The sequence below is a fragment of the Jhaorihella thermophila genome, assembly GCF_900108275.1.
In the GTDB taxonomy this organism is placed as follows: Bacteria; Pseudomonadota; Alphaproteobacteria; order Rhodobacterales; family Rhodobacteraceae; genus Jhaorihella; species Jhaorihella thermophila.
Genome location: NZ_FNVD01000001.1, coordinates 657,131 through 677,390 on the forward strand (window position 1 = coordinate 657,131; position 20,260 = coordinate 677,390).

Below are 20,260 nucleotides of genomic sequence, written 5' to 3' on the forward strand. Positions count from 1 at the left end.
CCACCCGGTCGGGTGGGGTTTCGGTCGTCGCGCTGCGGACCGTATCCTACTCTGCCACCTGCGGCGCGTCGTCCGGGCCGGTGCCGGTCGGTGTCTCGGTGTCTGGCGCCTTGTCTTCGGAGGCGGGTGCCGGATCGGCATCCTTCTTCCGGGTCTGTGCGCCGGTCTTGCGCGTACGTCCCCGGGTACTGCGCCTGGGCTTGCTCTCGGGCGTTTCGACCAGACCGCTGGTATCCTCGGCGACGGGCTCGGCCACGTCAAGAACCGTGGGCTGCGGCGCCTCGGACGGATCCACCGCCGCGGCGGCCTGGGTGGCTTCGCGTTCCTGACGGGCAAGGCGTTCGCGGTCGCGCTCGGCCTGGCGTTCGCGGCTCTGGCGTTCCTGCTCTTCGCGGCGTGCCTCGATCTCGCGCTGCGCCTCGTTCAGCAGGCGCTGATAGTGCTCGGCGTGCTGCTGGAAATTCTCGGCCGCCACGCGGTTGTTGGCCAGTTGCGCATCCCGCGCCAGCTGGTTGTACTTTTCGATGATCTGCTGCGGCGTGCCGCGCACCTTGCCTTCGGGGCCGGAACTTTCGAACACCCGGTTGATGATGTTGCCACCGGAAGGGCGGTTGCGGTTCGACTTCGACCGCGAACGGGATTTGGACGATCTCATGACCTTGCTGTCAGCCTTGTCTTTGACCTTGTGCCGATCCGAAAAACGCGTGAAGCGTGCTTGCCTGTCGTGCCGGATCGTCTTGGGGGCTTGAACGTCGCGGGGGAAACTGGAAAAGCATCGGCCGCCGCGATCTGAACCTGAATAAGCATGTCCGGAGCGCTGGCACAAGGGTTTTCAGCGAGATTTCGCGAATTCCCACGCGAAAAGATGTCGAACTGACGCAAATCCGCCGCGGTTGCCGGCCGCGGGCGGCATCCCCCCCGGTGCGCGATCGACTTGCTCAGCCGCGTCTGGCACGGATCACCCGGTCGCGCCCGTCCAGATCCTGCACGATGCCGATATCCACAAGCCCCGCCTGCGCAAACAGCGCGATCACCGCCGCGACCTGGGTCGGGCCGATCTCGACCAGCAGCCGCCCCCCCGGCGCGAGATGGCGCATCACACCGTCGGCGATCCGGCGATAGGCGCCCAGCCCGTCGCCGCCATCGGTCAGCGCCAGCTCGGGTTCGTGGCGGCGGACCTCTTCGTCGAGGCCGGCCATTTCGTCCAGCGCGATATAGGGCGGGTTGGACACGATCAGGTCGAACCGGCCGGCCACGTCCGAAAGCCAGTCGGACCGGCGGATCTCGGCGCGTTCGGCCACCCCGTGCAGCACCGCGTTGGCGCTGGCCTGCAGGCAGGCGGCTTCGCTGATGTCCACGCCCAGGCCGGTGGCCTGCGCGCGTTCGGCCAGAAGGGTCACGAGGATGCAGCCCGAGCCCACGCCCAGATCCAGCACGCGGGCAAAGGGTTCGGACAGCGCGGCCTCTATCAGAGTTTCGGTTTCCGGCCTTGGATCAAGCACTTCTCCGCTGATCTTGAAGCGGCGGCCATAGAATTCGCGTTCGCCGGTCAGGTGCGACACCGGCACGCGGATCGCGCGCAGTGACACCAGCTGTTCATAGCGTTCGGCGATCTCGGGCGACAGCTCTTCGGGTGCGATCAGGGTGACACGGGCGGCGTCGATGCGCGCCGCATGCGCCAGCAGCAGCCGCGCGTCGCGGGCCGGATCGGCCACCCCGGCCGCGCGCAGCCGCGCCGCGGCGGCGGCCATGGCGCGGGCGGCAGTCAGCGAACCGGTCATGCCGCCATCTCGGCCAGCTTGCGGGCCTGATCGTCGGCGATCAGAGCATCGATGATCTCGTCCAGATCCCCCGCCATCACCTGATCCAGCCGATAGAGCGTCAGGTTGATGCGATGGTCGGTCACGCGGCCCTGGGGGAAGTTGTAGGTGCGGATGCGTTCGGACCGGTCCCCGCTGCCCACCTGCGATGCGCGGTCGGCCGAGCGTTCGGCATGCAGGCGCTGACGTTCCAGATCGTATAGCCGGGTGCGCAGAACCTGCATGGCGATCTCGCGGTTGCGGTGCTGGGACTTTTCGGAACTCGTCACCACGATGCCGGTGGGCAGGTGGGTGATGCGCACCGCCGAATCGGTTGTGTTGACGTGCTGGCCGCCCGCCCCGCTGGACCGCATCGTGTCGATACGGATATCGCCGGGGTCGATCCGGATGTCCACGTCCTCGGCCTCGGGCAGGACCGCCACCGTCGCGGCCGAGGTGTGGATCCGCCCGCCGCTTTCGGTTTCGGGCACGCGCTGGACGCGGTGGACACCGGATTCGTATTTCAGCCGGGCAAAGACGCCGTCCCCCCTGACATGGGCGACCACTTCCTTGATGCCGCCCAGATCGGTGCCCTGCTGCTCGATGATCTCGAAGGACCATCCGCGGCTTTCGGCATATCGCTGATACATCCGCAGCAGATCGCCGGCGAAAAGCGCCGCCTCTTCGCCGCCAGTGCCGGGGCGGATTTCCAGAATGGCGGAGCGCGCGTCGGCCTCGTCCCGTGGCAACAGCGCCAGTTGCAGGGCGCGTTCCGCCTGCGGCAGGCGCGCCTCGAGCGCGGGGATCTCTTCCTCGGCCAGTTCGCGCATGTCAGGGTCGTCCAGCATGGCCCGCGCCTCGGCCAGATCGGCCTGCAGGCGACGCCATTCGGCGATCTGGTCCACCACCGGTTTCAGTTCGGAATACTCCCGCGCCAGCGCCGCGATCTGCGCGCCGTCGGCTTCGGCCATCGCGGCCTCGAGGTATTGGAACCTCTGGATGATCTGGTCCAGTCGGTCTTCGGGGATCATGGCAGCGGGTGTCCGATATCCGGGCGTTGCGGTCAAGTCTTTGGTCGTCGGGGGAAACGTGCTAACGTTCATATATGCGACGGATCCTGATCGTTCCAACCGTTCTGGCCGCGCTGGCGACGGTGGCGGCGGCGGATGTGGTGGGCCCCGGCGGGAAGGTGCGCGATTGCTACTGCACCGACAGCAAGGGAAAGCGCGTGGAACTGGGCCAAACGATCTGCCTGTTCGTGGATGGCCGGATGTTCATGGCCCAGTGCCAGATGTCGCTGAACAACCCGATGTGGCGCAAGGTGCGCGACGGGTGCCTGTCATCCCGACTGCGCCTGCAGCGCCTTCAGCCAGGCCTCGACGCGGGCGCGGTTCACTCCGAAATCTGACCGGCCAAAGCGCAGCCGCCCCCAGACCACCAGCCGGTCCCCGTCCTGCCAGACGGTCGTATAGTCGGGAAAGCCGATGGTCGGCGTGCGGGAGATGTAGGTGATCATCCCCTCTTCGACCGAACCGGCAAGCACGCTTGTCCGCGGCGTTGCCCGCGCGATCCGGTCCAGCCGGGCCAGCCCGTCGGGGCCGGTTTCGACAATGCGCACAACGCCACCCGCCATGTTGCGGTTCTCGGTGAACTCCGGGCGCATATGCCAGCGCGCGGGGTCGGAGGGCGCCAGCCGGATATAGGCCAGCACCCCCACCGCCGCGATCAACAGGATCCACAGAACCGTCATCCAGTGCCCCATTGCCTGCCCGAGCCTCGTGGTTTCGTCCTACCGATACTCTACCCCCGGCAGGATGCACAGCAGTTCATACAGGATATTCGCCCCCGTCAACGCGGTATTGCCCGACGGGTCATAGGGCGGCGACACCTCGACCAGATCGCAGCCGACGATCGGCGCCCCCCTGAGCGCCCGGATCAGTTGCAGCGCCTGCGGCGTGGTCAGCCCGCCGATTTCCGGCGTGCCGGTCCCTGGCGCATAGGCCGGATCCAGCCCGTCGATGTCAAAGGTGACATAGACCGGCCGGTCGCCGATGTCGCGGCGGATCTCGGCGGCCATCTGGCTCAGATCCCGCCCCCAGAGGTCATGCGCGGGGAACTGCTGGAACCCCCAGCCCGCGGCCTCTTTGAAATCGGTGGCGGCATAGCCCGTGCCCCGGATGCCGATCTGGTAGGTTTTTTCGGGGTTTATCAACCCTTCTTCATACGCGCGACGGAACACGGTGCCGTGGGTTTCGCGCTCGCCGAACATCTCATCGTTGACGTCCGCATGGGCGTCCACATGGACCAGCGCCACCGGCCCGTGCCGGCGCGCGATCGACCGCAGGATCGGCAGGGTGATCGAATGGTCACCGCCCATCGCCATCGGCAGCGCGCCCGCGTTCAGGATCGCGTCGTAACTCTCTGAAATGATGCGGATCGTGTCCTTCAGGGAAAAGGTGTTGATCGCCAGGTCGCCGATATCGGCTACCTGCAGGCTGTCAAAAGGCGCCGCGCCGGTGGCCATGTTGTAGGGCCGGATCATCGCGCTTTCGGCGCGGATCTGTTTCGGCCCGAACCGCGTGCCCGACCGCCACGAGGTGCCGATATCCACCGGCACCCCCACCACGGCCACGTCCAACCCCTGAAGCCGCCCCGCCGAGGGCAGCCGCATGAACGTATTGGGCCCCGAGAACCGGGCCAGGTCGTTGCCGCTGATCGGCTGATTCTTCGCGGTCATTTCAGGATGTTCCACCCCAGAAGACAGATGATCTCGGTCGCCACGTGGGCGCCGGCGATGGCCGTGGCGCCGGTGGTGTCGAAGGGCGGCGAGACCTCGACCACGTCGCCGCCCTTGATGTTGATGCCGGCGATCGCGCGCAGGATGCGCGCGGCCTGCCAGCTGGCCAGCCCGCCCCAGACCGGCGTGCCGGTGCCCGGCGCAAAGGCCGGGTCCAGCGCGTCGATGTCGAAACTGAGATAGACCGGGTGGTCGCCCAATATGTCGCGGATGCGTTCGGCCACGGCCTCGGGGCCTTCGGCATGGACCGCGGCCGCGTCGATGATGTTGACGCCCAGCGTGTCCTCGTTGGTGGTGCGGATGCCCACCTGAACCGACCGCTCCGGATCTACGATGCCCGATTTGACCGCCTTGTAGAACATGGTGCCGTGATCGACGCGGGAAAGGTCGTCATCGGCCCAGGTGTCGGTATGCGCGTCGAACTGCAACAGCGACATGGGTCCGAACATTTCCGCGTAAGCCTTGAGAATCGGGAAGCTTATGTAGTGATCGCCCCCCAGCGTGACCGAGGCCGCGCCGGCGTTCAGGATGCCGCGGATGTGGTTCGTCACCGCATCGGGAAAGGCGGGGATGTTGGCATAGTCGAAGGCCACGTCGCCATAGTCCACGATGGCGAGACTGCTCAGCGGCGCGTGCGGCCAGCCATAGGGTTCGTCGGGGCTTTGCAGCGCGCTGGCCTCGCGGATCGCGCGGGGGCCCAGCCGGGTGCCGGGGCGGTTGGTCACCGCCTGATCGAAGGGAACCCCGGTCACGGCAATGTCCACGCCGGTCAGATCCTTGGAATAGCGGCGGCGCAGGAAACTGGTCGCCCCGCCAAAGGTGTTCTCGAAACTCAACCCCTTGAGATCCTCGCGGGTAAAGGCGTGGTCCACCTGGGTCTTTGCGTCTTCCAGTGCCAATGTGCTCTCCCTGTGCTGTCAGGCCGCCGGCTGGGCGCACTCCACCAGCCGGGCAAAGAACGAAGCGCCGATGGGCGCGACCTCGTCGTTGAAATCGTATTCCGGGTGATGCAGCCCCGCGCCCGGCCCCTGCCCGACGAACAGATAGGCGCCCGGACGCGCCTGCAACATGTAGGCGAAATCCTCTGCCCCCATTTCGCGCCCGGCATCGGCGATGACCCGGTCCTCGCCGGCGATCTCGCGTGCGACTTGCGTGGCAAAGCCCGCCTTGTCGGGGTCGTTGACGGTGGCGGGATAGCCGATCTCGTAGTCCAGCCAGGCCTCGACACCGAAGCTTGCCGCCTGGCCCGCCACGATCTGTTCCATCCGCTCCATCACCATCTTCTGCACGCCCGGATCAAAGGTGCGAACGGTGCCGTTCAGCCAGGCGGTGTCGGGGATCACGTTGTCCACGGTGCCGGCATGGATCTGCGTGACCGAAATCACCAGGTCATTCAGCGCATAATGATTGCGGCTGACGATGGTCTGGATCGCCTGCGCGATGCCCACCGCCGCCATCACGGGGTCGCGGGTTTCATGCGGCATGGCGCCATGCCCGCCCACGCCCTTGATGTGGATGTGGAACGTGTCCACCGCCGCCATGATCGGCCCCGGCGTGGTGTAAAACGTGCCGAGGTCCAGCCCCGGCACGTTGTGCAGCGCATAGACTTCGCGGATGTCGAACCGGTCCATGATCCCTTCTTCGACCATGACCCCCGCGCCGCCGCCCTGTTCCTCGGCGGGTTGAAAGATCAGTGCCACCCGGCCCGAGAAGTTGCGCGTCTCGGCCAGATAGCGCGCGGCACCCAGGAGCATTGTCGTGTGCCCGTCATGGCCGCAGGCATGCATGCGGCCTTCGTGTTCGGATGCGTAAGCCAGTCCGGTCGCCTCGGCAATCGGAAGCCCGTCCATGTCGGCGCGCAGCCCGATGGTCGGCCCGTCTCCCTGCCCGTTGACGATGGCGACGAGGCCGGTTCGGGCGATACCTTCGTGGATCTCGTCCACGCCGAATTCGCGCAGGCGCTCGGCCACGAAGGCGGCGGTCTTCGGGCAGTCGAGGCCAAGTTCGGGGATCCGGTGCAGGTGCCGGCGCCACTGGGCCATGTCATCGGCATAGTCCGCGATACGATTGACGACGGGCATGGGGTGGACTCCTCGCGCTTCCTCGGTGATGGATGCATGTGACACGACAAGCCGGAGAGCCGCAATGCCCGAAAACCCGCTGATCCACGACCCGGATGCCGGTATCGAGAGGCTGCTGGAGATCATGCGCCGCCTGCGCGACCCCGAAACCGGCTGCCCCTGGGATATCGAGCAGGATTTCGCCTCGATCGCGCCCTATACGATCGAAGAGGCCTATGAGGTGGCCGATGCGATCGAGCGCGAGGCCTGGGAGGAGCTCAAGGGCGAGCTGGGGGATCTTCTGTTCCAGTCGGTGTTCCACGCGCAGATGGCCGAAGAGGCCGGGCATTTCACCTTTCAGGACGTGGTGCGGACCATGTCAGACAAGATGGTGGCGCGGCATCCGCATGTTTTCGGCGACGAATCGCGCGACAAGTCGGCCGAGCAGCAGACCCGCGACTGGGAGGCGATCAAGGCCGCCGAACGGGCCGGGAAGGCGCAGACGGGCACGCTGGACGGGGTGGCCGCGAATCTGCCGGCGCTGTTGCGGGCCTGGAAGCTGCAGAAACGCGCGGCGCGGGTGGGGTTCGACTGGCCGGACGCATCCCACGTTCTGGACAAGATCGTGGAAGAGGCCAGGGAGCTGGCGGCGGCGCGGGACCGCAGGAGCCACGACGAGATCGAGGAGGAGTTCGGCGATCTTCTGTTCGTGATGGCGAATCTGGCCCGGCACCTGGGCGTGGAGCCCGAAGCAGCGCTGCGGCGGACCAATGCCAAGTTCATACGGCGCTTCGAGGCGATCGAGCGGAAACTGGCCGAACGGGGCAAGACGCCGGAGCAAAGCGATCTTGCGGAGATGGACGCGCTCTGGGACGAGGTGAAGGCCGAGGAGAAGGCGCGGCAGGATGAATGCGCCTGACGGCGCATGCCTCCGGCGGGGGTATTTGGGACCAGAAAGAAGCAGCGGTTCAGGACCGGGCTTTGGCGTGAGGGCAAGGGGATGAGTGCGCGCAAAATCATCATCGACACCGATCCGGGGCAGGATGACGCGGTGGCGATTCTGCTGGCGCTGGCCAGTCCCGAGGAGATCGAGGTGCTGGGGATCACGGCGGTGGCGGGCAACGTGCCGCTGCCGCTGACGGCGCGGAATGCGCGGATCGTCTGCGAACTGGCCCGTCGGCGGGACGTGCCGGTATTCGCGGGCTGCGCCGCGCCGCTGAAGCGGCCCTTGGTGACCGCCGAGCATGTGCACGGCAAGACCGGGCTGGACGGGCCGGTGCTGCCCGAGCCCGCCATGCCGCTGCAGGACGCCCATGCGGTGGATTTCATCGTCGACACGGTGCGCGGTCTGCCCGAGGGCGAGGTCACGCTGTGCCCGCTGGGGCCGCTGACCAATGTGGCCATGGCCCTGCGGAAGGCACCGGACATTGCCGGGCGACTGCGCGAGATCGTGCTGATGGGTGGGGCCTATTTCGAGGTGGGCAACATCACGCCGGCGGCCGAGTTCAACATTTACGTCGATCCGGAAGCGGCTGAAATCGTGTTCCGATCCGGCGTTCCGCTGACGGCAATGCCGCTGGACGTGACGCACAAGGCGCTGGTGACGCGGCCGCGCAACGAGGCGTTCCGTGCGCTGGGCACGCCCGTCGGTGTTGCCGTGGCCGAGATGACCGATTTCTTCGAGCGCTTCGACCGCGAGAAATACGGCAGTGCCGGCGCGCCGCTGCACGACCCCTGCGTCACCGCCTTTCTGATCCGGCCCGAGCTGTTTTCGGGCCGCCATATCAACGTGGAGATCGAGACCCAATCCGACCTCACGCGCGGCATGACCGTGGCCGACTGGTGGGGGGTCACAGACCGCGCGCCGAATGCAACCTTCATGGGCGACGTGGATGCCGACGGATTCTTTGCCCTGCTGACCGAAAGGCTTGCCCGACTATGACCGCTCTCCACCTTGCCGGGCCGAATGACCTGGACCGTCTGGCCGCCCTGAGCGCGGCCTTTCACGCCGAGACCGGGATCGAACAGGCCGACGACGTCCGCCGCGCCGCGCTGCTGCCGCTGCTCGAGGGGTCACCGCACGGCTGCGCCTATCTGATCGGGCCGGCCCGCGCGCCGATCGGATACATCGTCATCACCTTCGGCTGGTCGGTGGAGTTCGGCGGGCTGGACGGGTTCATCGACGAAATCTACCTGCGCCCGGCGGTGCGGGGGCGCGGGATCGCCACGGAAGTGCTGGCCGGGCTGCCACGGGCGCTGGGACAGGCCGGGGTGCGTGCGCTGCATCTGGAGGTCGATCGCGACAACGCGGCCGCGCAACGGCTGTATGCGCGTGCCGGATTCGCGCCGCGCGACCGCTGCATTCTCATGACTCGTGTGCTGTGACAGCACGGGCCGGCGGCAAACCGCCGGTGCCGGACAGGCGGCATGGACAGAGACGGATTCTCTTTTCACACTTTCGCGGCGCCCGACACAAACGGGCGCCGACAGAGGATGCACGCCATGCCCGGCAGAATGATTTTACTGATTGCTTCACTGGCCGTAGGAAGCCTTGCGGCCTGCGACAACCTGACCTCGGAACAGGCAACGGTGGTTGGCGCCACCGGGGGCGCGGCGACGGGGCTGATCCTGGCCGACGCGCTCAAGGCCAACAAGGACTGGAAGCTGATCGCGGCGCTGGCGGGCGCGGCGGCCGGCACGGTGGTGGCGCAGAACCAGCGCACCGGCATGTGCGCCTATGCGCGCGGCGACGGCACCTATTACGAGGCGCCCTGCTGAGCGGTCGTCACGAAAAACCCCGCCCGGTCGCGGGCGGGGTTGGCAGAGGTCATCGGGCCGAAGCACGACCCGCATGGGCCTGCGTCAGCCGACGATCTCGATCCCCGAGAAGAAGAAGGCGATTTCCTGGGCGGCGGTTTCCGGCGCGTCCGAGCCGTGCACCGAGTTTTCACCGACCGATTCCGCGAATTCGGCCCGGATGGTGCCCGGGGCGGCGTCGGCGGGGTTGGTGGCGCCCATGATCTCGCGGTTGCGGGCAATGGCGTTCTCGCCTTCCAGCACCTGCACCACGACCGGGGCCGAGGACATGAATTCGCACAGCTCGTCGTAGAAGGGGCGCTCCTTGTGGACGGCGTAGAACTGGCCGGCCTGTTCCTTGGTCAGGCGGATCCGCTTCTGCGCGACGATGCGCAGGCCGCCTTCTTCGAACTTGGCGTTGATCTTTCCGGTCAGGTTGCGGCGGGTGGCGTCGGGCTTGATGATCGACAGGGTGCGTTCAATGGCCATCGGGGCTCTCCTTTGCGTGGATTTTCCGGGCGTCTCCGCCCGCGGTGAATCTCGCGCGCCGCCTAGCATGCAAGCGATCCGTTGGAAAGGGACTTGTTGCCCGGGCCGCGACGGGCGCGATTGACACCCCCCGCCCCCTGCGCCATGACCCGATCCCATGCTGCGGATCGACAACATAACCTTTTCCATCGCCGGCCGGACGCTGTTCGACGGGGCCAGCGCCCGCATTCCTTCGGGCCACAAGGTCGGAATCGTGGGGCGCAACGGCACCGGCAAGACCACGCTCTTTCGCCTGATCCGTGGCGAACTGGCGCTGGAGGGCGGCACGATCACCCTGCCCGCCCGCGCCCGCATCGGCGGCGTCGCGCAGGAGGCCCCCGCGACGCGGGAGTCGCTGCTGGACACGGTTCTGGCCGCCGATACCGAACGCGCGGCACTCATGGCCGAAGCCGACCGCGCAACCGACCCCGCCCGCATCGCCGAGATCCAGACCCGGCTGGCCGATATCGACGCCTGGTCGGCCGAGGCCCGCGCGGCGGCGATCCTCAAGGGGCTCGGCTTCGACGAGGCGGCGCAGGCCCGCCCCTGCGCCGATTTCTCGGGCGGCTGGCGGATGCGGGTGGCGCTGGCGGGCGTCCTGTTTTCGCGCCCCGATCTGCTGCTTCTGGACGAGCCGACCAACTATCTCGATCTCGAAGGCGCGCTGTGGCTGGAATCCTACATCGCCCGCTACCCGCACACGGTGCTGATCATCAGCCACGACCGCGACCTGCTGAACCGCGCGGTGGGCGCGATCCTGCACCTGGAGGACCGCAAGCTCACGCTCTATTCCGGTCCCTACGACCAGTTCGCCCGCCAGCGGGCCGAACGGCTGGCCCAAGCACAGGCGGAGGCGAAGAAACAGGAGGCCCGGCGCGCGCATCTGCAATCTTACGTGGACCGGTTCCGCTACAAGGCCGACAAGGCGAAACAGGCGCAGTCGCGGCTGAAGGCGCTGGCGCGGATGCAGCCGATCACCACCCCGCAGGAGGCGGCGCTGCGCGCCTTCACCTTCCCCTCGCCCGAGGAACTGTCGCCGCCGATCATCCATCTGGAAGGCGGGGTAACTGGCTATGACGGCACCCCCGTTCTGCGGCGGCTGAACCTGCGCATCGACCAGGACGACCGGATCGCGCTTCTGGGCCGCAACGGTCAGGGCAAGTCCACGCTGGCCAAGCTCTTGTCCGACCGGCTGCCGCTGATGGAGGGGCGGCTGACCCGGTCGTCGAAACTGCGCATCGGCTATTTCGCCCAGCATCAGGTGGACGAGCTCAACGCCGACGAAACGCCACTGGCCCACATCGCCCGGCAGCGCCCCGACGAGCCGCCGGCCAAGCTGCGCGCGCGGCTCGCCGGTTTCGGGCTGGGCGAGGCGCAGGCGGAAATGGCGGTGGGGGATCTCTCGGGGGGGCAGAAGGCGCGGCTGAGCCTGCTCATTGCCACCATCGACGCGCCGCACCTGCTGATCCTCGACGAGCCGACCAACCACCTGGATATCGAAAGCCGCGAGGCGCTGGTCGAGGCGCTGACCGCCTATTCCGGCGCGGTGATCCTCGTCAGCCACGACATGCACCTGTTGAGCCTCGTGGCCGACCGGCTGTGGCTGGTCGATGGGGGCACGGTGAAGCCCTATGACGGCGATCTGGAAAGCTATCGCGCGCTGCTGCTGGAGCGCGAACGACCGACCGCGCCCGAAAAACCGGCGAAGCCCAGGCCGCGGCGGCCGGCGCGCGAAGCGCTTCTGGCGGCCCGCGCCGAAGTAAGGAAATGCGAGCAGCGCGTTGAAAAGCTGCAGGAAATGCGCGAGAAGCTCGACGCGAAGCTGGCCGATCCGACCCTCTACACCGAGCGCAAGCAGGATCTGCCCGTCTGGCAGAAGAAACATGCCGAGGTGATGGAGGCGCTGGAGCGGGCCGAGACGCTGTGGCTGGAGGCGCTGGAGCGGCTGGAGGCCGCGGAAGTCGGCGCATAGTTGCCGTCCGGTCGCCATTGCCTGAAATTTCCCCTTTGGTCCAATCGTTTCAATAGCATTATGAGGCACGTTGCTGCCTGTTTTCGGATTTTTCGGCGGCAATCGAATTTGGAGGTAAGAAATATGAACTTCAACCTAAGTCCGGCGAAACTCGTCGGCGCGGCGCTTGCAATTGGGATGGCCATTTCGGGTTTCTCCGCGACATCCGCGCAGGCGCAGGACAAACCCAACATTCTTGTGATCTGGGGCGACGATGTCGGCCAGTCCAACATCTCGGCCTACACGATGGGCCTGATGGGCTACCGCACGCCCAATATCGACCGGATCGCCCAAGAGGGGATGTTCTTTACCGACTATTTCGGCGAACAGTCCTGTACCGCGGGCCGGTCGTCCTTCATCACCGGCCTGTCCAAGGTCGGCCTGCCGGGTGCCAAGGAAGGCATGCAGATCGAGGGTCCGACCATTGCCGGCATGCTGAAGGCGCAAGGCTATGTCACCGGCTAGTTCGGCAAGAACCACCTCGGCGATCGGGATGAACATTTGCCTACAAACCACGGATTTGACGAATTTTTCGGCAATCTATACCACCTCAACGCCGAAGAAGAGCCGGAAAACGAGGACTATCCGCAAAGCCCAGAGTTCCGCGAAAAATTCGGCCCCCGCGGCGTGATCCACTCCTTCGCCGACGGCCGGATCGAGGACACCGGGCCGCTGACCAAGAAGCGGATGGAAACCATCGACGAGGAAACCGTCGCCGCAGCCATCGACTTCATGAAGCGGGCCAAGGAACAGGGCAAGCCGTTCTTTGTCTGGTGGAGCGGCACGCGGATGCACTTCCACACCCATGTGAGCGACGAGATGCGCGCCAAGGCCGACGAGATCGCCGGCAAGCATGTGGACGAATATTCCGCCGGCATGATCGAGCATGACATGCATGTGGGCGAACTGCTCAAGGCGCTGGACGATCTGGGGCTGACCGAGAACACGATCGTTCAGTATTCGACCGACAACGGGCCGCACATGGACACCTGGCCCGATGCCGGCATGACTCCGTTCTGGGGCGAAAAGAACACCCAGTGGGAAGGCGCATGGCGCGTGCCCGCGATGGTGCGCTGGCCCGGTCACATCAAGCCGGGGTCGGTGTCCAACGAGATCGTGCATCACATGGACTGGTTCCCGACCTTCCTTGCCGCGGCGGGCGATCCGACCGTCAAGGAAGACCTGCTCAAGGGCGTGGATGTCGCCGAGGTCGGCGGTGGGCGCCACTACAAGGTGCATCTGGACGGCTACAACATCCTGCCGATGCTGACGGGTGAAACCGACAAGAGCCCGCGCAAGGAAATCTTCTACTTCACCGATGACGGCGACCTCGCGGCGCTGCGCTTCAACGACTGGAAGATCACCTTCCTTGAGCAGAAGGAATGGGCGACCTTCCGCGCCTGGATCGAACCGCTGACGCCGCTGATCTTCAACCTGCGGCGGGATCCGTATGAACGCGCATATCGCACGTCGAACACCTATTACGACTGGATGCTCGACCGTGCCTACATGTATGTGCCGGCGCAGGCCTATGTGGCGAAGTTCCTGGAGACCTTCAAGGAATACCCGCCGCGGATGAAGGCGGCGAGCTTCAACCTGGACAAGGTGATGGAACAGCTGAGCCAGCCGGCCGGCAACCCCTGACCGGCTCTGCGATTTCGACAAACCGAACGCGCCCTTCGGGGCGCGTTTTTTTGTCACGCGGGCCATCGCGCCCCGGAAGGGGCTTGGCATCGGCGCCGATCCGTGCTGCAAGCGGGAACCGATGGACGCCGCATTCCTCATAACCGCCTTCACGACGCTGTTCGTGATCGTCGACCCGATCGGCCTGACGCCGCTGTTCGTGGCGATGACGCATGACATGCCCGCAGCGCAGCGCCGCAGCATTGCGTGGCGGTCCTGCGCGACGGCGGCGATTCTGCTGACCCTGTTCGCCGCCTTCGGCGAGGCGGTGCTGGGCTTTGTCGGCATCTCGATGCCGGCCTTCCGCGTCGCCGGCGGGGCACTTTTGTTCCTGACCGCGCTGGACATGCTGTTCGAACGCCGGACCAAGCGGCGCGAGGATCAGGCCGAAGACGACCGCCCCGACCCGTCGGTGTTTCCGCTGGGCATGCCGCTGATCGCCGGGCCGGGGTCGATCGCCACGGTGATCCTGCTGACCGGCCAGCATCCGGGGCTGGAGGGGCTGGGGATGGTGGTCGGCGTGATGCTGGCGGTGATCGGCGTGGTGCTGGTGCTGTTTCTCGCCTCGGGCTGGCTGGCGCGGCTGATGGGCAAGACCGGGATCAACGTGGTGACGCGGCTGTTGGGGATGCTGCTGGCCGCGCTGTCGGTGCAGTTCATTCTGGACGGAATGCGGGACTTCGGCTTTGCCGGGTGAGGATGGCGCGAAGATGGCGGAGGCGCCGGGGGCGCTGCCCCCGGACCCCCGGGATATTTTCGGCAAGAGGAAGAACGGGGACATGGCGGAAGGCGAAGGGCAAGCGGTCTGGCATGACGCGGCGTCGTTCCTAGATAAGAAAAGAACGCCGACGACCGGGAACGCCGCATGACTGCCTTCGACCAAGGCCACATCGCCTATCTGGTGCTGCTGGGTGCGGCGCTGGTCTACTGGTTCGTCCGCTCAAACCGCGCATCGGCCGGGAAGGTGGCGCAACAGGCGATCGCCTGGGGGCTCATCTTTCTTGGCGTGATCGCGGCGATCGGGCTGTGGGACGACATCCGCCAGACCGTGCGCCCGCGGCTGGGCGCGGTGGCCGAGGCGGGCCGGATCAAGGTGCCGCGCGCCAATGACGGGCATTATTACCTCACGCTCAAGGTGAACGGCGCGCCGGTGGAGTTCATGGTGGACACCGGCGCAAGCCAGGTCGTGCTGGCGAAAGCGGATGCGCAAAGGGCGGGGATCGACACGGAGGATCTGGCCTATGTCGGGCGTGCCTACACGGCCAATGGCGTGGTGCGCACTGCACCGGTGCGGCTGGGTGCCGTCGAGATCGGCCCGGTGCGTCATGAAAACCTCCGCGCCTGGGTGAATGGCGGCGAGATGGACCAGTCGTTGCTGGGCATGTCCTGGCTGCAGCTATGGGACCGGATCGAGATCACCGGCAATGCGCTGGTTCTGAGCCGGGAAGGCCGCTGACCGCTTGCCCCCGCCGTCTGCGCGTTCTAGGAGCGGGGCGGATTTTCAACGACACGCGGACATCGCATGACCCAGATCGGACAACCGACCCAGCCCGCCTTTGTGCTCGTGCGCCCGCAGATGGGCGAGAATATCGGCGCGGCGGCGCGGGCGATGTGGAATTTCGGGCTGGACCGGCTACGCCTGGTCCGCCCGCGAGACGGCTGGCCCAACCCCGCCGCCGGCGCATTGGCCAGCGGCGCGGGGCGGCTTCTGGACGAGGCCACGCTGCATGACGACCTGGCCGGCGCGGTGGCCGACTGCAACTGGGTTCTGGCCACCACCGCCCGCCCGCGCGAGCTGACCAAACCGGTCCTGAGCCCCGAACGCGCGATGCAGCTGGCGGCCAAACGGATCGCCGCCGGCGAACGGGTCGCGGTTCTGTTCGGCCCCGAACGCACGGGGCTGGAAAATGACGAGGTGGCGCGCGCCAACGCCATCATCACCGTTCCGGTGAACCCCGCGTTCCCCTCGCTCAACCTTGCCCAATGCGTGCTGCTGGCGGCCTATGAATGGCAGCGGCAGAAGGGCGGATTTGCCCACGAGATCGACCGACCCGGCAAGCATCACTGGGCCACCGCGATCGAGGTGGAGAAGCTCGCCCAACACTACGAGGAACGGCTGGATCAGGCCGGGTTCTTCTTTCCCGAAGCCAAGGCCGAGAACATGAAGGTCAACCTGCGCAACCTTTGGAGCCGGATGCGGTTGACGCAGGCGGATGTGCAGATGTTGCACGGAATCATGCGGCAGATGGTCCGCTGGAAAGAGCGCGGCGACTGAAGCGCAGGGCTGGACGGCGGGGGCGCGGACGCCTAGCTTTCGCCGGAATGTGCAGATGAGGGTAGCATGAGCGGCAAGCGCAGCATTTTCGAGGAAGTTTCCGACGACACCCCGCGCCGGCCGGCGGCGCAGCCGGGGCTGATCGACCGCGGGCGCGGCGGCGCGCGGCGCGGGATTCGCGCCTGGCTGATGGTGCTGTTCGCGCTGGTGGTGGCGATGATCGTCGTGGGCGGGCTGACGCGGCTGACCGACAGCGGCCTGTCCATCACCGAATGGCGCCCCGTGACCGGGGCCCTGCCCCCGATGAGCGAAGCCGACTGGCAGGCCGAGTTCGACAAGTATCGCCAGATCGACCAGTGGCGGCTGGAAAACCAGTGGATGGAGCTTGAGGATTTCAAGCGGATCTACTGGTGGGAGTGGAGCCACCGCCAGCTGGGTCGCTTCATCGGGCTGGTCTGGGCGGTCGGGCTCCTGGGTTTCCTGATCGCGCGCAGGATCCCGCCGGGCTGGACCGGGCGGCTGCTGATCCCCGGCGCGCTCGGCGGGCTGCAGGGCGCGATCGGCTGGTGGATGGTGGCCTCGGGCGTGGTGTCGGGGATGGATGTGACTTCGGTCGCGTCCTACCGTCTGGCGATCCACCTGGGCCTGGCCTTCGTCATACTGGGAGTGATCGCATGGTATGTATTCCTGCTGGGGCGCGAAGAGCGCGACCTGCTGCAGGCCCGGCGCGCGCGGGAAAGACGGCTGTTTGCGACCGCCACGGGCTGGATGCATCTGGCCTTTCTGCAGATCCTGCTGGGCGCGCTGGTTGCGGGCATCGACGCGGGCCGCACCTATACAGACTGGCCCTGGATGGCCGGCCAGTTCCTGCCGCCCGAACCGTTCGAGACCACGCCGATCTGGCGCAACTTCCTTGAAACCGCCTCGCTGGTGCAGTTCATGCACCGGATGGTGGGCTATGCGCTGCTGGCCTATGGGATCTTCGCCTGGGCGCGCGGGCGCGGCTCGGCCCATGAGGCGACGCGGTTCGCCTTCAACGCCGCGCTGGCGGCGCTGGTGGTTCAGGTGGTGCTGGGCATCGTCACGGTGCTTTATGCCGCGCAGCTGCATGTGGCCATCACCCACCAGCTGGTGGCGGTTCTGACCTGGGTGCTGATCCTGCGCGCCCGCTTCATGGCCGGCTATCCGGTGGCAGACACGATCCGAGGGGCGAAGAAATGACCGCATATGACGACCTCATGGCCCATGCCCGCCAGACGATGGCACTGGCGCAGATCGCCGGGCGGCTGGGCTGGGATCAGGAAACCATGATGCCCCGCGGCGCCGCCGCCCAGCGGGGCGAGGAAATGGCAGCGATCGAGGCGGTGCTGCACGCCCGCCGCTCGGATCCGCGAGTGGCCGAATGGCTGGAAACCGCCGAAGCCCCCGACGAGGCAGGCCGCGCCCAGCTGCGCGAGATCCGCCGCGCCTACGACCGCGCGACCCGCGTGCCGGCCGATCTTGCTGCCCGCATCGCGCAGGTCACGTCCGAGGCGCAGGGAAAATGGGCGCAAGCCCGCGCCGACGAGGATTTCGCCGCCTTCCGGCCCGTGCTGGAAGAGGTGGTCGCGCTCAAGCGCGAGGAAGGCGCGGCGCTGGCGCAGGGGGGCGATATCTACGATGCGATGCTCCAGGACTACGAGCCCGGCGCGACCGGGGCCGGCATCGCCGAGATCTTTGATGCAATGCGCCCCCGGCTGGCGGCCCTGCGCGCGGCGGTGCTGGACCGCCCCGGCCCGGACGGCCTGCGCGGCCCGTTCGACGAACGCGCGCAGATGAAGCTGGCCCGCCGTCTGGCCCGCGTCTTCGGCTATGACTTCAGTCGCGGGCGGCTGGACAAGGCGGTGCATCCCTTCAGCTCCGGCAGCGGGTCGGACGTGCGCATCACCACCCGCACCGCCGAGGACGACCCCTTCAACTGCATCTATTCCACCATCCACGAAACGGGCCATGCAGCCTATGAACAGGCGGTGGATCCGGCCTATGCGCTGACGCCGATCGGGCATGGCGCCTCGATGGGCGTGCATGAAAGCCAGAGCCGGATCTACGAAAACCAGCTGGGCCGGTCGCGGGCCTTCACCGGCTGGCTGTTCGCCCGGATGCGCGAGGCCTTCGGCGATTTCGGCGTGGCGGACGCGGACAGTTTCTACGCGATCGTGAACCGGGTCCATAACGGCTATATCCGCACCGAGGCCGACGAGGTGCAATACAACCTGCACATCATGCTGCGGTTCGACCTTGAACGCGCCCTGATGCGCGGCGAACTGCAGGTCGCCGATCTGGAAACCGCCTGGAACGACCGTTTCGCCGCCGATTTCGGTTACGCGGTGGACAAGCCCTCGAACGGCTGTTTGCAGGACGTGCACTGGTCGGTGGGGCTGTTCGGCTATTTCCCGACCTATGCGCTGGGCAATGTCTATGCGGGCTGCCTGCATCAGGCGCTGCGGCAGGCGGTGCCGGATCTCGATACGCAACTGGCCGCGGGGGATCTCTCCGGCGCGACCGGCTGGCTGCGCGAAAATCTCCAGCGCCACGGCGCCCTGCGCCCCCCCCTCGAGATGATCGAAGCGGCCAGCGGGGTGGCCCCGACCGAGGCGCCGCTGCTGGACTATCTCGAAGAGAAATTCGGGGCTCTCTACGGCCTGAAGGCGGCCTGAAACGCGAAAAGCGGCCCGCTTGCAAGGCGGGCCGCTCGTTGACCTTCGACCTGCGCCGGTCAGGCGGCGGCCGCCGCTTCCCTGCCCGTGCGCGCATCGACCGAGAACCGCCCCGGCCCCGCCACGGCGAGCGCGAGATAGCCGCCGGCCAGACCGACATTCTTGAAGAACATGGTCATCTGCATCTGATCCGCCGGAATCAGGTGATAGAGGAGGCCGGCGGCCAGGCTGAACGCCCCCAGCGCAAGCGCCGCCCAGCGGGTCTGCCAGCCCGCCAGCAGCGCCAGCCCGCCAAGGATTTCCAGCGCGATCACCGGCCAGGCCATAAAGGCGGGCACCCCGCCCGAGGCCATGTAAGCGGTGAATCCTTCGACATTGCCGAGCTTGCCGATACCGGCAACGATGAAAAGGACCGCCAGCAGAACGCGCGCCGCCAGCAATCCGGTATCCCGAAAACTGTCCATGAGAGTGTCTCTCCAAGCATTGTTTGCGAGGCCGGACAAGCTTGGCGCGATCGGGGGCGGCGGCAATTCACGAAGTTTTCACAGATCCTGCGCGACAATGCACATGAGCGACATCCGTGCCCGCGACGGCCCCGTTCCGCTGCCGCGCGGTGGCGGGGTCCGGTCCCGCCCGATTCCCGTCTCGGTCTTGCCACATTCGGATGGGAAGTTTGACCGTGGCGGGGGCGAAGTCTGGAGTTTTAGCCATGCGCCTTATGCTTATGTCTCTTCTGTTTCTGGGATATGTGATGGCCCCCACGCTGGGCTGAGACGGGCGCGCCGCGGATCGTCCTCGTCAGCCCCGATTGTCGACACCGGGACAGTGCGTTCTTCCTTGGCGCCACGGGCGCCGCTCAGCGTCAGGATATTTGCGCGAGACGGGTTCAAAGGGCCACTACCCGCAGAAACGCAGTGCAGCGTGCTGCGCGCCCCGGCAGCGGACCACGCGACCGGAATACAGTTTGATTTGAAATGGATTTCCCCGTTCGGCATGAACGACCAAAGACACGAGGGGCGAACACGGACGGCACAGGGCCCGGTCACGGCTGTCACCTCTCGTCACGCGGCGCGGGCCGGACGCAGATCGCCCGGGAATTGCCGCTGCCACGGGCGGGACAGTCATCGACCGTCGGCGTGCTCCGACCAAAGAGTTCGGCTTCATGGCGTTTCAGGCTGGGGCGCGCGCTGATCGGCACGTTCTTCCCTTCGCCGCTGAACAGCTCGGGGAACAGCAGCCGCAGTTCCGCGCGCGCCTCCTCGTCCAGCGCGGATACCGTCAGAGCGCCGGGCTGAAAGCTCTCGGTCCAGATCCCGTCGCTTAGGCTCAGGCCCCATTGATTTTCGGTCTGCTGCGTGATTCATCGTTCCGAAAACGAGCGGTGAACATGTCTGATCTTTTCTGACTGACGGATGCGCAGATGGCGCGGCTTGAGCCCTTCTTTCCGAAGTTCACACGGCAAGCCACGTGTCGATGACAGGCGCGTCATGAGTGGGGTTATCTTTATCAATCGCAATGGTTTGCGGTGGCGCGATGCGCCCAAGGAATACGGCCCGCACAAGACGCTCTACAATCGTTGGAAGCGGTGGAGCGACAAGGGCATCTTCGCCCGGAT

20 protein-coding genes and 2 pseudogenes are annotated in these 20,260 nt (G+C 66.6%); 13 read left to right on the forward strand and 9 right to left on the reverse strand.

What is annotated here, in order from left to right:
• Positions 1-46 precede the first annotated feature (46 nt).
• The 3 genes from C4S70_RS03145 to prfA all read right to left on the reverse strand — a co-directional run bounded on the left by C4S70_RS03145 (position 47) and on the right by prfA (position 2,830).
• Positions 47-655 carry a DUF4167 domain-containing protein gene (locus tag C4S70_RS03145; protein ID WP_104006608.1) on the reverse strand — a complete coding sequence of 203 codons (609 nt, stop codon included), beginning with the start codon at positions 653-655 and terminating at the stop codon, positions 47-49.
• Between the two features lie 283 nt (positions 656-938).
• Positions 939-1,781: a peptide chain release factor N(5)-glutamine methyltransferase gene (gene prmC, locus C4S70_RS03150; protein ID WP_104006609.1), complete on the reverse strand. Its 843-nt coding sequence runs from the start codon at positions 1,779-1,781 to the stop codon at positions 939-941.
• Positions 1,778-2,830: a peptide chain release factor 1 gene (gene prfA / locus C4S70_RS03155; RefSeq protein ID WP_104006610.1), complete on the reverse strand. Its 1,053-nt coding sequence runs from the start codon at positions 2,828-2,830 to the stop codon at positions 1,778-1,780. The genes prmC and prfA overlap by 4 nt, the downstream gene beginning before the upstream one ends.
• A 74-nt stretch (positions 2,831-2,904) precedes the next feature.
• On the opposite strand from prfA, the gene C4S70_RS03160 reads away from it, so the two are divergent.
• Positions 2,905-3,207 carry a hypothetical protein gene (locus C4S70_RS03160; protein WP_104006611.1) on the forward strand — a complete coding sequence of 101 codons (303 nt, stop codon included), beginning with the start codon at positions 2,905-2,907 and terminating at the stop codon, positions 3,205-3,207.
• Here the strand turns inward: C4S70_RS03160 and C4S70_RS03165 are convergent.
• Genes C4S70_RS03165 through C4S70_RS03180 form a run of 4 tightly spaced genes read right to left on the reverse strand, consistent with a single transcriptional unit; the run spans position 3,139 to position 6,677 of the window.
• Positions 3,139-3,549: a DUF1499 domain-containing protein gene (locus tag C4S70_RS03165; RefSeq protein WP_235003661.1), complete on the reverse strand. Its 411-nt coding sequence runs from the start codon at positions 3,547-3,549 to the stop codon at positions 3,139-3,141. The genes C4S70_RS03160 and C4S70_RS03165 overlap by 69 nt on opposite strands.
• Positions 3,550-3,588: 39 nt before the next feature.
• Positions 3,589-4,536 carry an agmatinase gene (speB, locus tag C4S70_RS03170; RefSeq protein ID WP_104006613.1) on the reverse strand — a complete coding sequence of 316 codons (948 nt, stop codon included), beginning with the start codon at positions 4,534-4,536 and terminating at the stop codon, positions 3,589-3,591.
• Positions 4,533-5,495: an agmatinase gene (gene speB, locus C4S70_RS03175; protein ID WP_104006614.1), complete on the reverse strand. Its 963-nt coding sequence runs from the start codon at positions 5,493-5,495 to the stop codon at positions 4,533-4,535. The genes speB (C4S70_RS03170) and speB (C4S70_RS03175) overlap by 4 nt, the downstream gene beginning before the upstream one ends.
• Before the next feature lie 18 nt (positions 5,496-5,513).
• Positions 5,514-6,677, reverse strand: a complete 1,164-nt coding sequence (locus C4S70_RS03180) for a M20 aminoacylase family protein (protein ID WP_104006615.1) — start codon at positions 6,675-6,677, stop codon at positions 5,514-5,516.
• Between the two features lie 64 nt (positions 6,678-6,741).
• Here C4S70_RS03180 and mazG point away from each other — a divergent pair, with 64 nt between their 5' ends.
• The 4 genes from mazG to C4S70_RS03200 all read left to right on the forward strand — a co-directional run bounded on the left by mazG (position 6,742) and on the right by C4S70_RS03200 (position 9,434).
• Entirely contained in the window at positions 6,742-7,575 is an 834-nt protein-coding gene (mazG, locus tag C4S70_RS03185; RefSeq protein ID WP_104006616.1) for a nucleoside triphosphate pyrophosphohydrolase, read from the forward strand.
• An 81-nt stretch (positions 7,576-7,656) separates the two neighbouring features.
• Positions 7,657-8,598 (forward strand): nucleoside hydrolase, encoded by a 942-nt coding sequence (locus tag C4S70_RS03190; RefSeq protein ID WP_104006617.1) that lies wholly within the window; start codon positions 7,657-7,659, stop codon positions 8,596-8,598.
• Positions 8,595-9,041 (forward strand): GNAT family N-acetyltransferase, encoded by a 447-nt coding sequence (locus C4S70_RS03195; protein ID WP_104006618.1) that lies wholly within the window; start codon positions 8,595-8,597, stop codon positions 9,039-9,041. Before C4S70_RS03190 ends, C4S70_RS03195 begins: the two co-directional genes overlap by 4 nt.
• A gap of 117 nt (positions 9,042-9,158) precedes the next feature.
• Complete coding sequence (locus C4S70_RS03200) at positions 9,159-9,434, forward strand: glycine zipper 2TM domain-containing protein (RefSeq protein WP_104006693.1); 276 nt, start codon at positions 9,159-9,161, stop codon at positions 9,432-9,434.
• An 84-nt stretch (positions 9,435-9,518) separates the two neighbouring features.
• Here the strand turns inward: C4S70_RS03200 and ndk are convergent, their stop codons facing one another.
• Positions 9,519-9,941 (reverse strand): nucleoside-diphosphate kinase, encoded by a 423-nt coding sequence (gene ndk / locus C4S70_RS03205; RefSeq protein WP_104006619.1) that lies wholly within the window; start codon positions 9,939-9,941, stop codon positions 9,519-9,521.
• A gap of 157 nt (positions 9,942-10,098) precedes the next feature.
• Between ndk and C4S70_RS03210 the strand changes: the two genes are divergently transcribed.
• The 7 genes and pseudogenes from C4S70_RS03210 to C4S70_RS03245 all read left to right on the forward strand — a co-directional run bounded on the left by C4S70_RS03210 (position 10,099) and on the right by C4S70_RS03245 (position 18,645).
• Entirely contained in the window at positions 10,099-11,952 is a 1,854-nt protein-coding gene (locus C4S70_RS03210; RefSeq protein ID WP_104006620.1) for an ABC-F family ATP-binding cassette domain-containing protein, read from the forward strand.
• Positions 11,953-12,129: 177 nt separating this feature from the next.
• A pseudogene (locus tag C4S70_RS03215) lies at positions 12,130-13,635 on the forward strand (arylsulfatase).
• A 121-nt stretch (positions 13,636-13,756) separates the two neighbouring features.
• Entirely contained in the window at positions 13,757-14,371 is a 615-nt protein-coding gene (locus C4S70_RS03220) for a MarC family protein (RefSeq protein ID WP_104006621.1), read from the forward strand.
• A 168-nt stretch (positions 14,372-14,539) separates the two neighbouring features.
• Positions 14,540-15,130 (forward strand): retropepsin-like aspartic protease family protein, encoded by a 591-nt coding sequence (locus C4S70_RS03230; protein ID WP_104006623.1) that lies wholly within the window; start codon positions 14,540-14,542, stop codon positions 15,128-15,130.
• Between the two features lie 66 nt (positions 15,131-15,196).
• Positions 15,197-15,949: an RNA methyltransferase gene (locus C4S70_RS03235; RefSeq protein ID WP_104006624.1), complete on the forward strand. Its 753-nt coding sequence runs from the start codon at positions 15,197-15,199 to the stop codon at positions 15,947-15,949.
• Positions 15,950-16,015: 66 nt separating this feature from the next.
• Positions 16,016-17,170, forward strand: a complete 1,155-nt coding sequence (ctaA, locus tag C4S70_RS03240) for a heme A synthase (protein WP_104006625.1) — start codon at positions 16,016-16,018, stop codon at positions 17,168-17,170.
• The gene (locus C4S70_RS03245; protein WP_104006626.1) at positions 17,167-18,645 is read left to right on the forward strand and encodes a carboxypeptidase M32; all 1,479 of its coding nucleotides are present in this window, start codon (positions 17,167-17,169) and stop codon (positions 18,643-18,645) included. The genes ctaA and C4S70_RS03245 overlap by 4 nt, the downstream gene beginning before the upstream one ends.
• 59 nt (positions 18,646-18,704) lie before the next feature.
• On the opposite strand, the gene C4S70_RS03250 is transcribed toward C4S70_RS03245, so the two are convergent.
• Positions 18,705-19,109, reverse strand: coding sequence for a DoxX family protein (locus tag C4S70_RS03250; RefSeq protein WP_104006627.1), 405 nt, complete (start codon positions 19,107-19,109; stop codon positions 18,705-18,707).
• A 956-nt stretch (positions 19,110-20,065) separates the two neighbouring features.
• On the opposite strand from C4S70_RS03250, the pseudogene C4S70_RS03255 reads away from it, so the two are divergent.
• Positions 20,066-20,260 (forward strand): annotated as a pseudogene (locus C4S70_RS03255) (transposase); the annotation flags it as partial.

Coding starts and splice junctions, on each gene's coding strand:
- C4S70_RS03165 (WP_235003661.1), bottom strand. CDS start 3,549: ATGACGGTTCTGTGGATCCTGTTGATCGCGGCGGTGGGGGTGCTGGCC.
- C4S70_RS03235 (WP_104006624.1), top strand. CDS start 15,197: ATGACCCAGATCGGACAACCGACCCAGCCCGCCTTTGTGCTCGTGCGC.
- C4S70_RS03245 (WP_104006626.1), top strand. CDS start 17,167: ATGACCGCATATGACGACCTCATGGCCCATGCCCGCCAGACGATGGCA.
- speB (WP_104006613.1), bottom strand. CDS start 4,536: ATGACCGCGAAGAATCAGCCGATCAGCGGCAACGACCTGGCCCGGTTC.
- C4S70_RS03195 (WP_104006618.1), top strand. CDS start 8,595: ATGACCGCTCTCCACCTTGCCGGGCCGAATGACCTGGACCGTCTGGCC.
- C4S70_RS03200 (WP_104006693.1), top strand. CDS start 9,159: ATGCCCGGCAGAATGATTTTACTGATTGCTTCACTGGCCGTAGGAAGC.
- C4S70_RS03160 (WP_104006611.1), top strand. CDS start 2,905: ATGCGACGGATCCTGATCGTTCCAACCGTTCTGGCCGCGCTGGCGACG.
- prfA (WP_104006610.1), bottom strand. CDS start 2,830: ATGATCCCCGAAGACCGACTGGACCAGATCATCCAGAGGTTCCAATAC.
- C4S70_RS03210 (WP_104006620.1), top strand. CDS start 10,099: ATGCTGCGGATCGACAACATAACCTTTTCCATCGCCGGCCGGACGCTG.
- ctaA (WP_104006625.1), top strand. CDS start 16,016: ATGAGCGGCAAGCGCAGCATTTTCGAGGAAGTTTCCGACGACACCCCG.
- C4S70_RS03145 (WP_104006608.1), bottom strand. CDS start 655: ATGAGATCGTCCAAATCCCGTTCGCGGTCGAAGTCGAACCGCAACCGC.
- mazG (WP_104006616.1), top strand. CDS start 6,742: ATGCCCGAAAACCCGCTGATCCACGACCCGGATGCCGGTATCGAGAGG.
- C4S70_RS03220 (WP_104006621.1), top strand. CDS start 13,757: ATGGACGCCGCATTCCTCATAACCGCCTTCACGACGCTGTTCGTGATC.
- ndk (WP_104006619.1), bottom strand. CDS start 9,941: ATGGCCATTGAACGCACCCTGTCGATCATCAAGCCCGACGCCACCCGC.
- C4S70_RS03230 (WP_104006623.1), top strand. CDS start 14,540: ATGACTGCCTTCGACCAAGGCCACATCGCCTATCTGGTGCTGCTGGGT.
- C4S70_RS03190 (WP_104006617.1), top strand. CDS start 7,657: ATGAGTGCGCGCAAAATCATCATCGACACCGATCCGGGGCAGGATGAC.
- prmC (WP_104006609.1), bottom strand. CDS start 1,781: ATGACCGGTTCGCTGACTGCCGCCCGCGCCATGGCCGCCGCCGCGGCG.
- C4S70_RS03180 (WP_104006615.1), bottom strand. CDS start 6,677: ATGCCCGTCGTCAATCGTATCGCGGACTATGCCGATGACATGGCCCAG.
- C4S70_RS03250 (WP_104006627.1), bottom strand. CDS start 19,109: ATGGACAGTTTTCGGGATACCGGATTGCTGGCGGCGCGCGTTCTGCTG.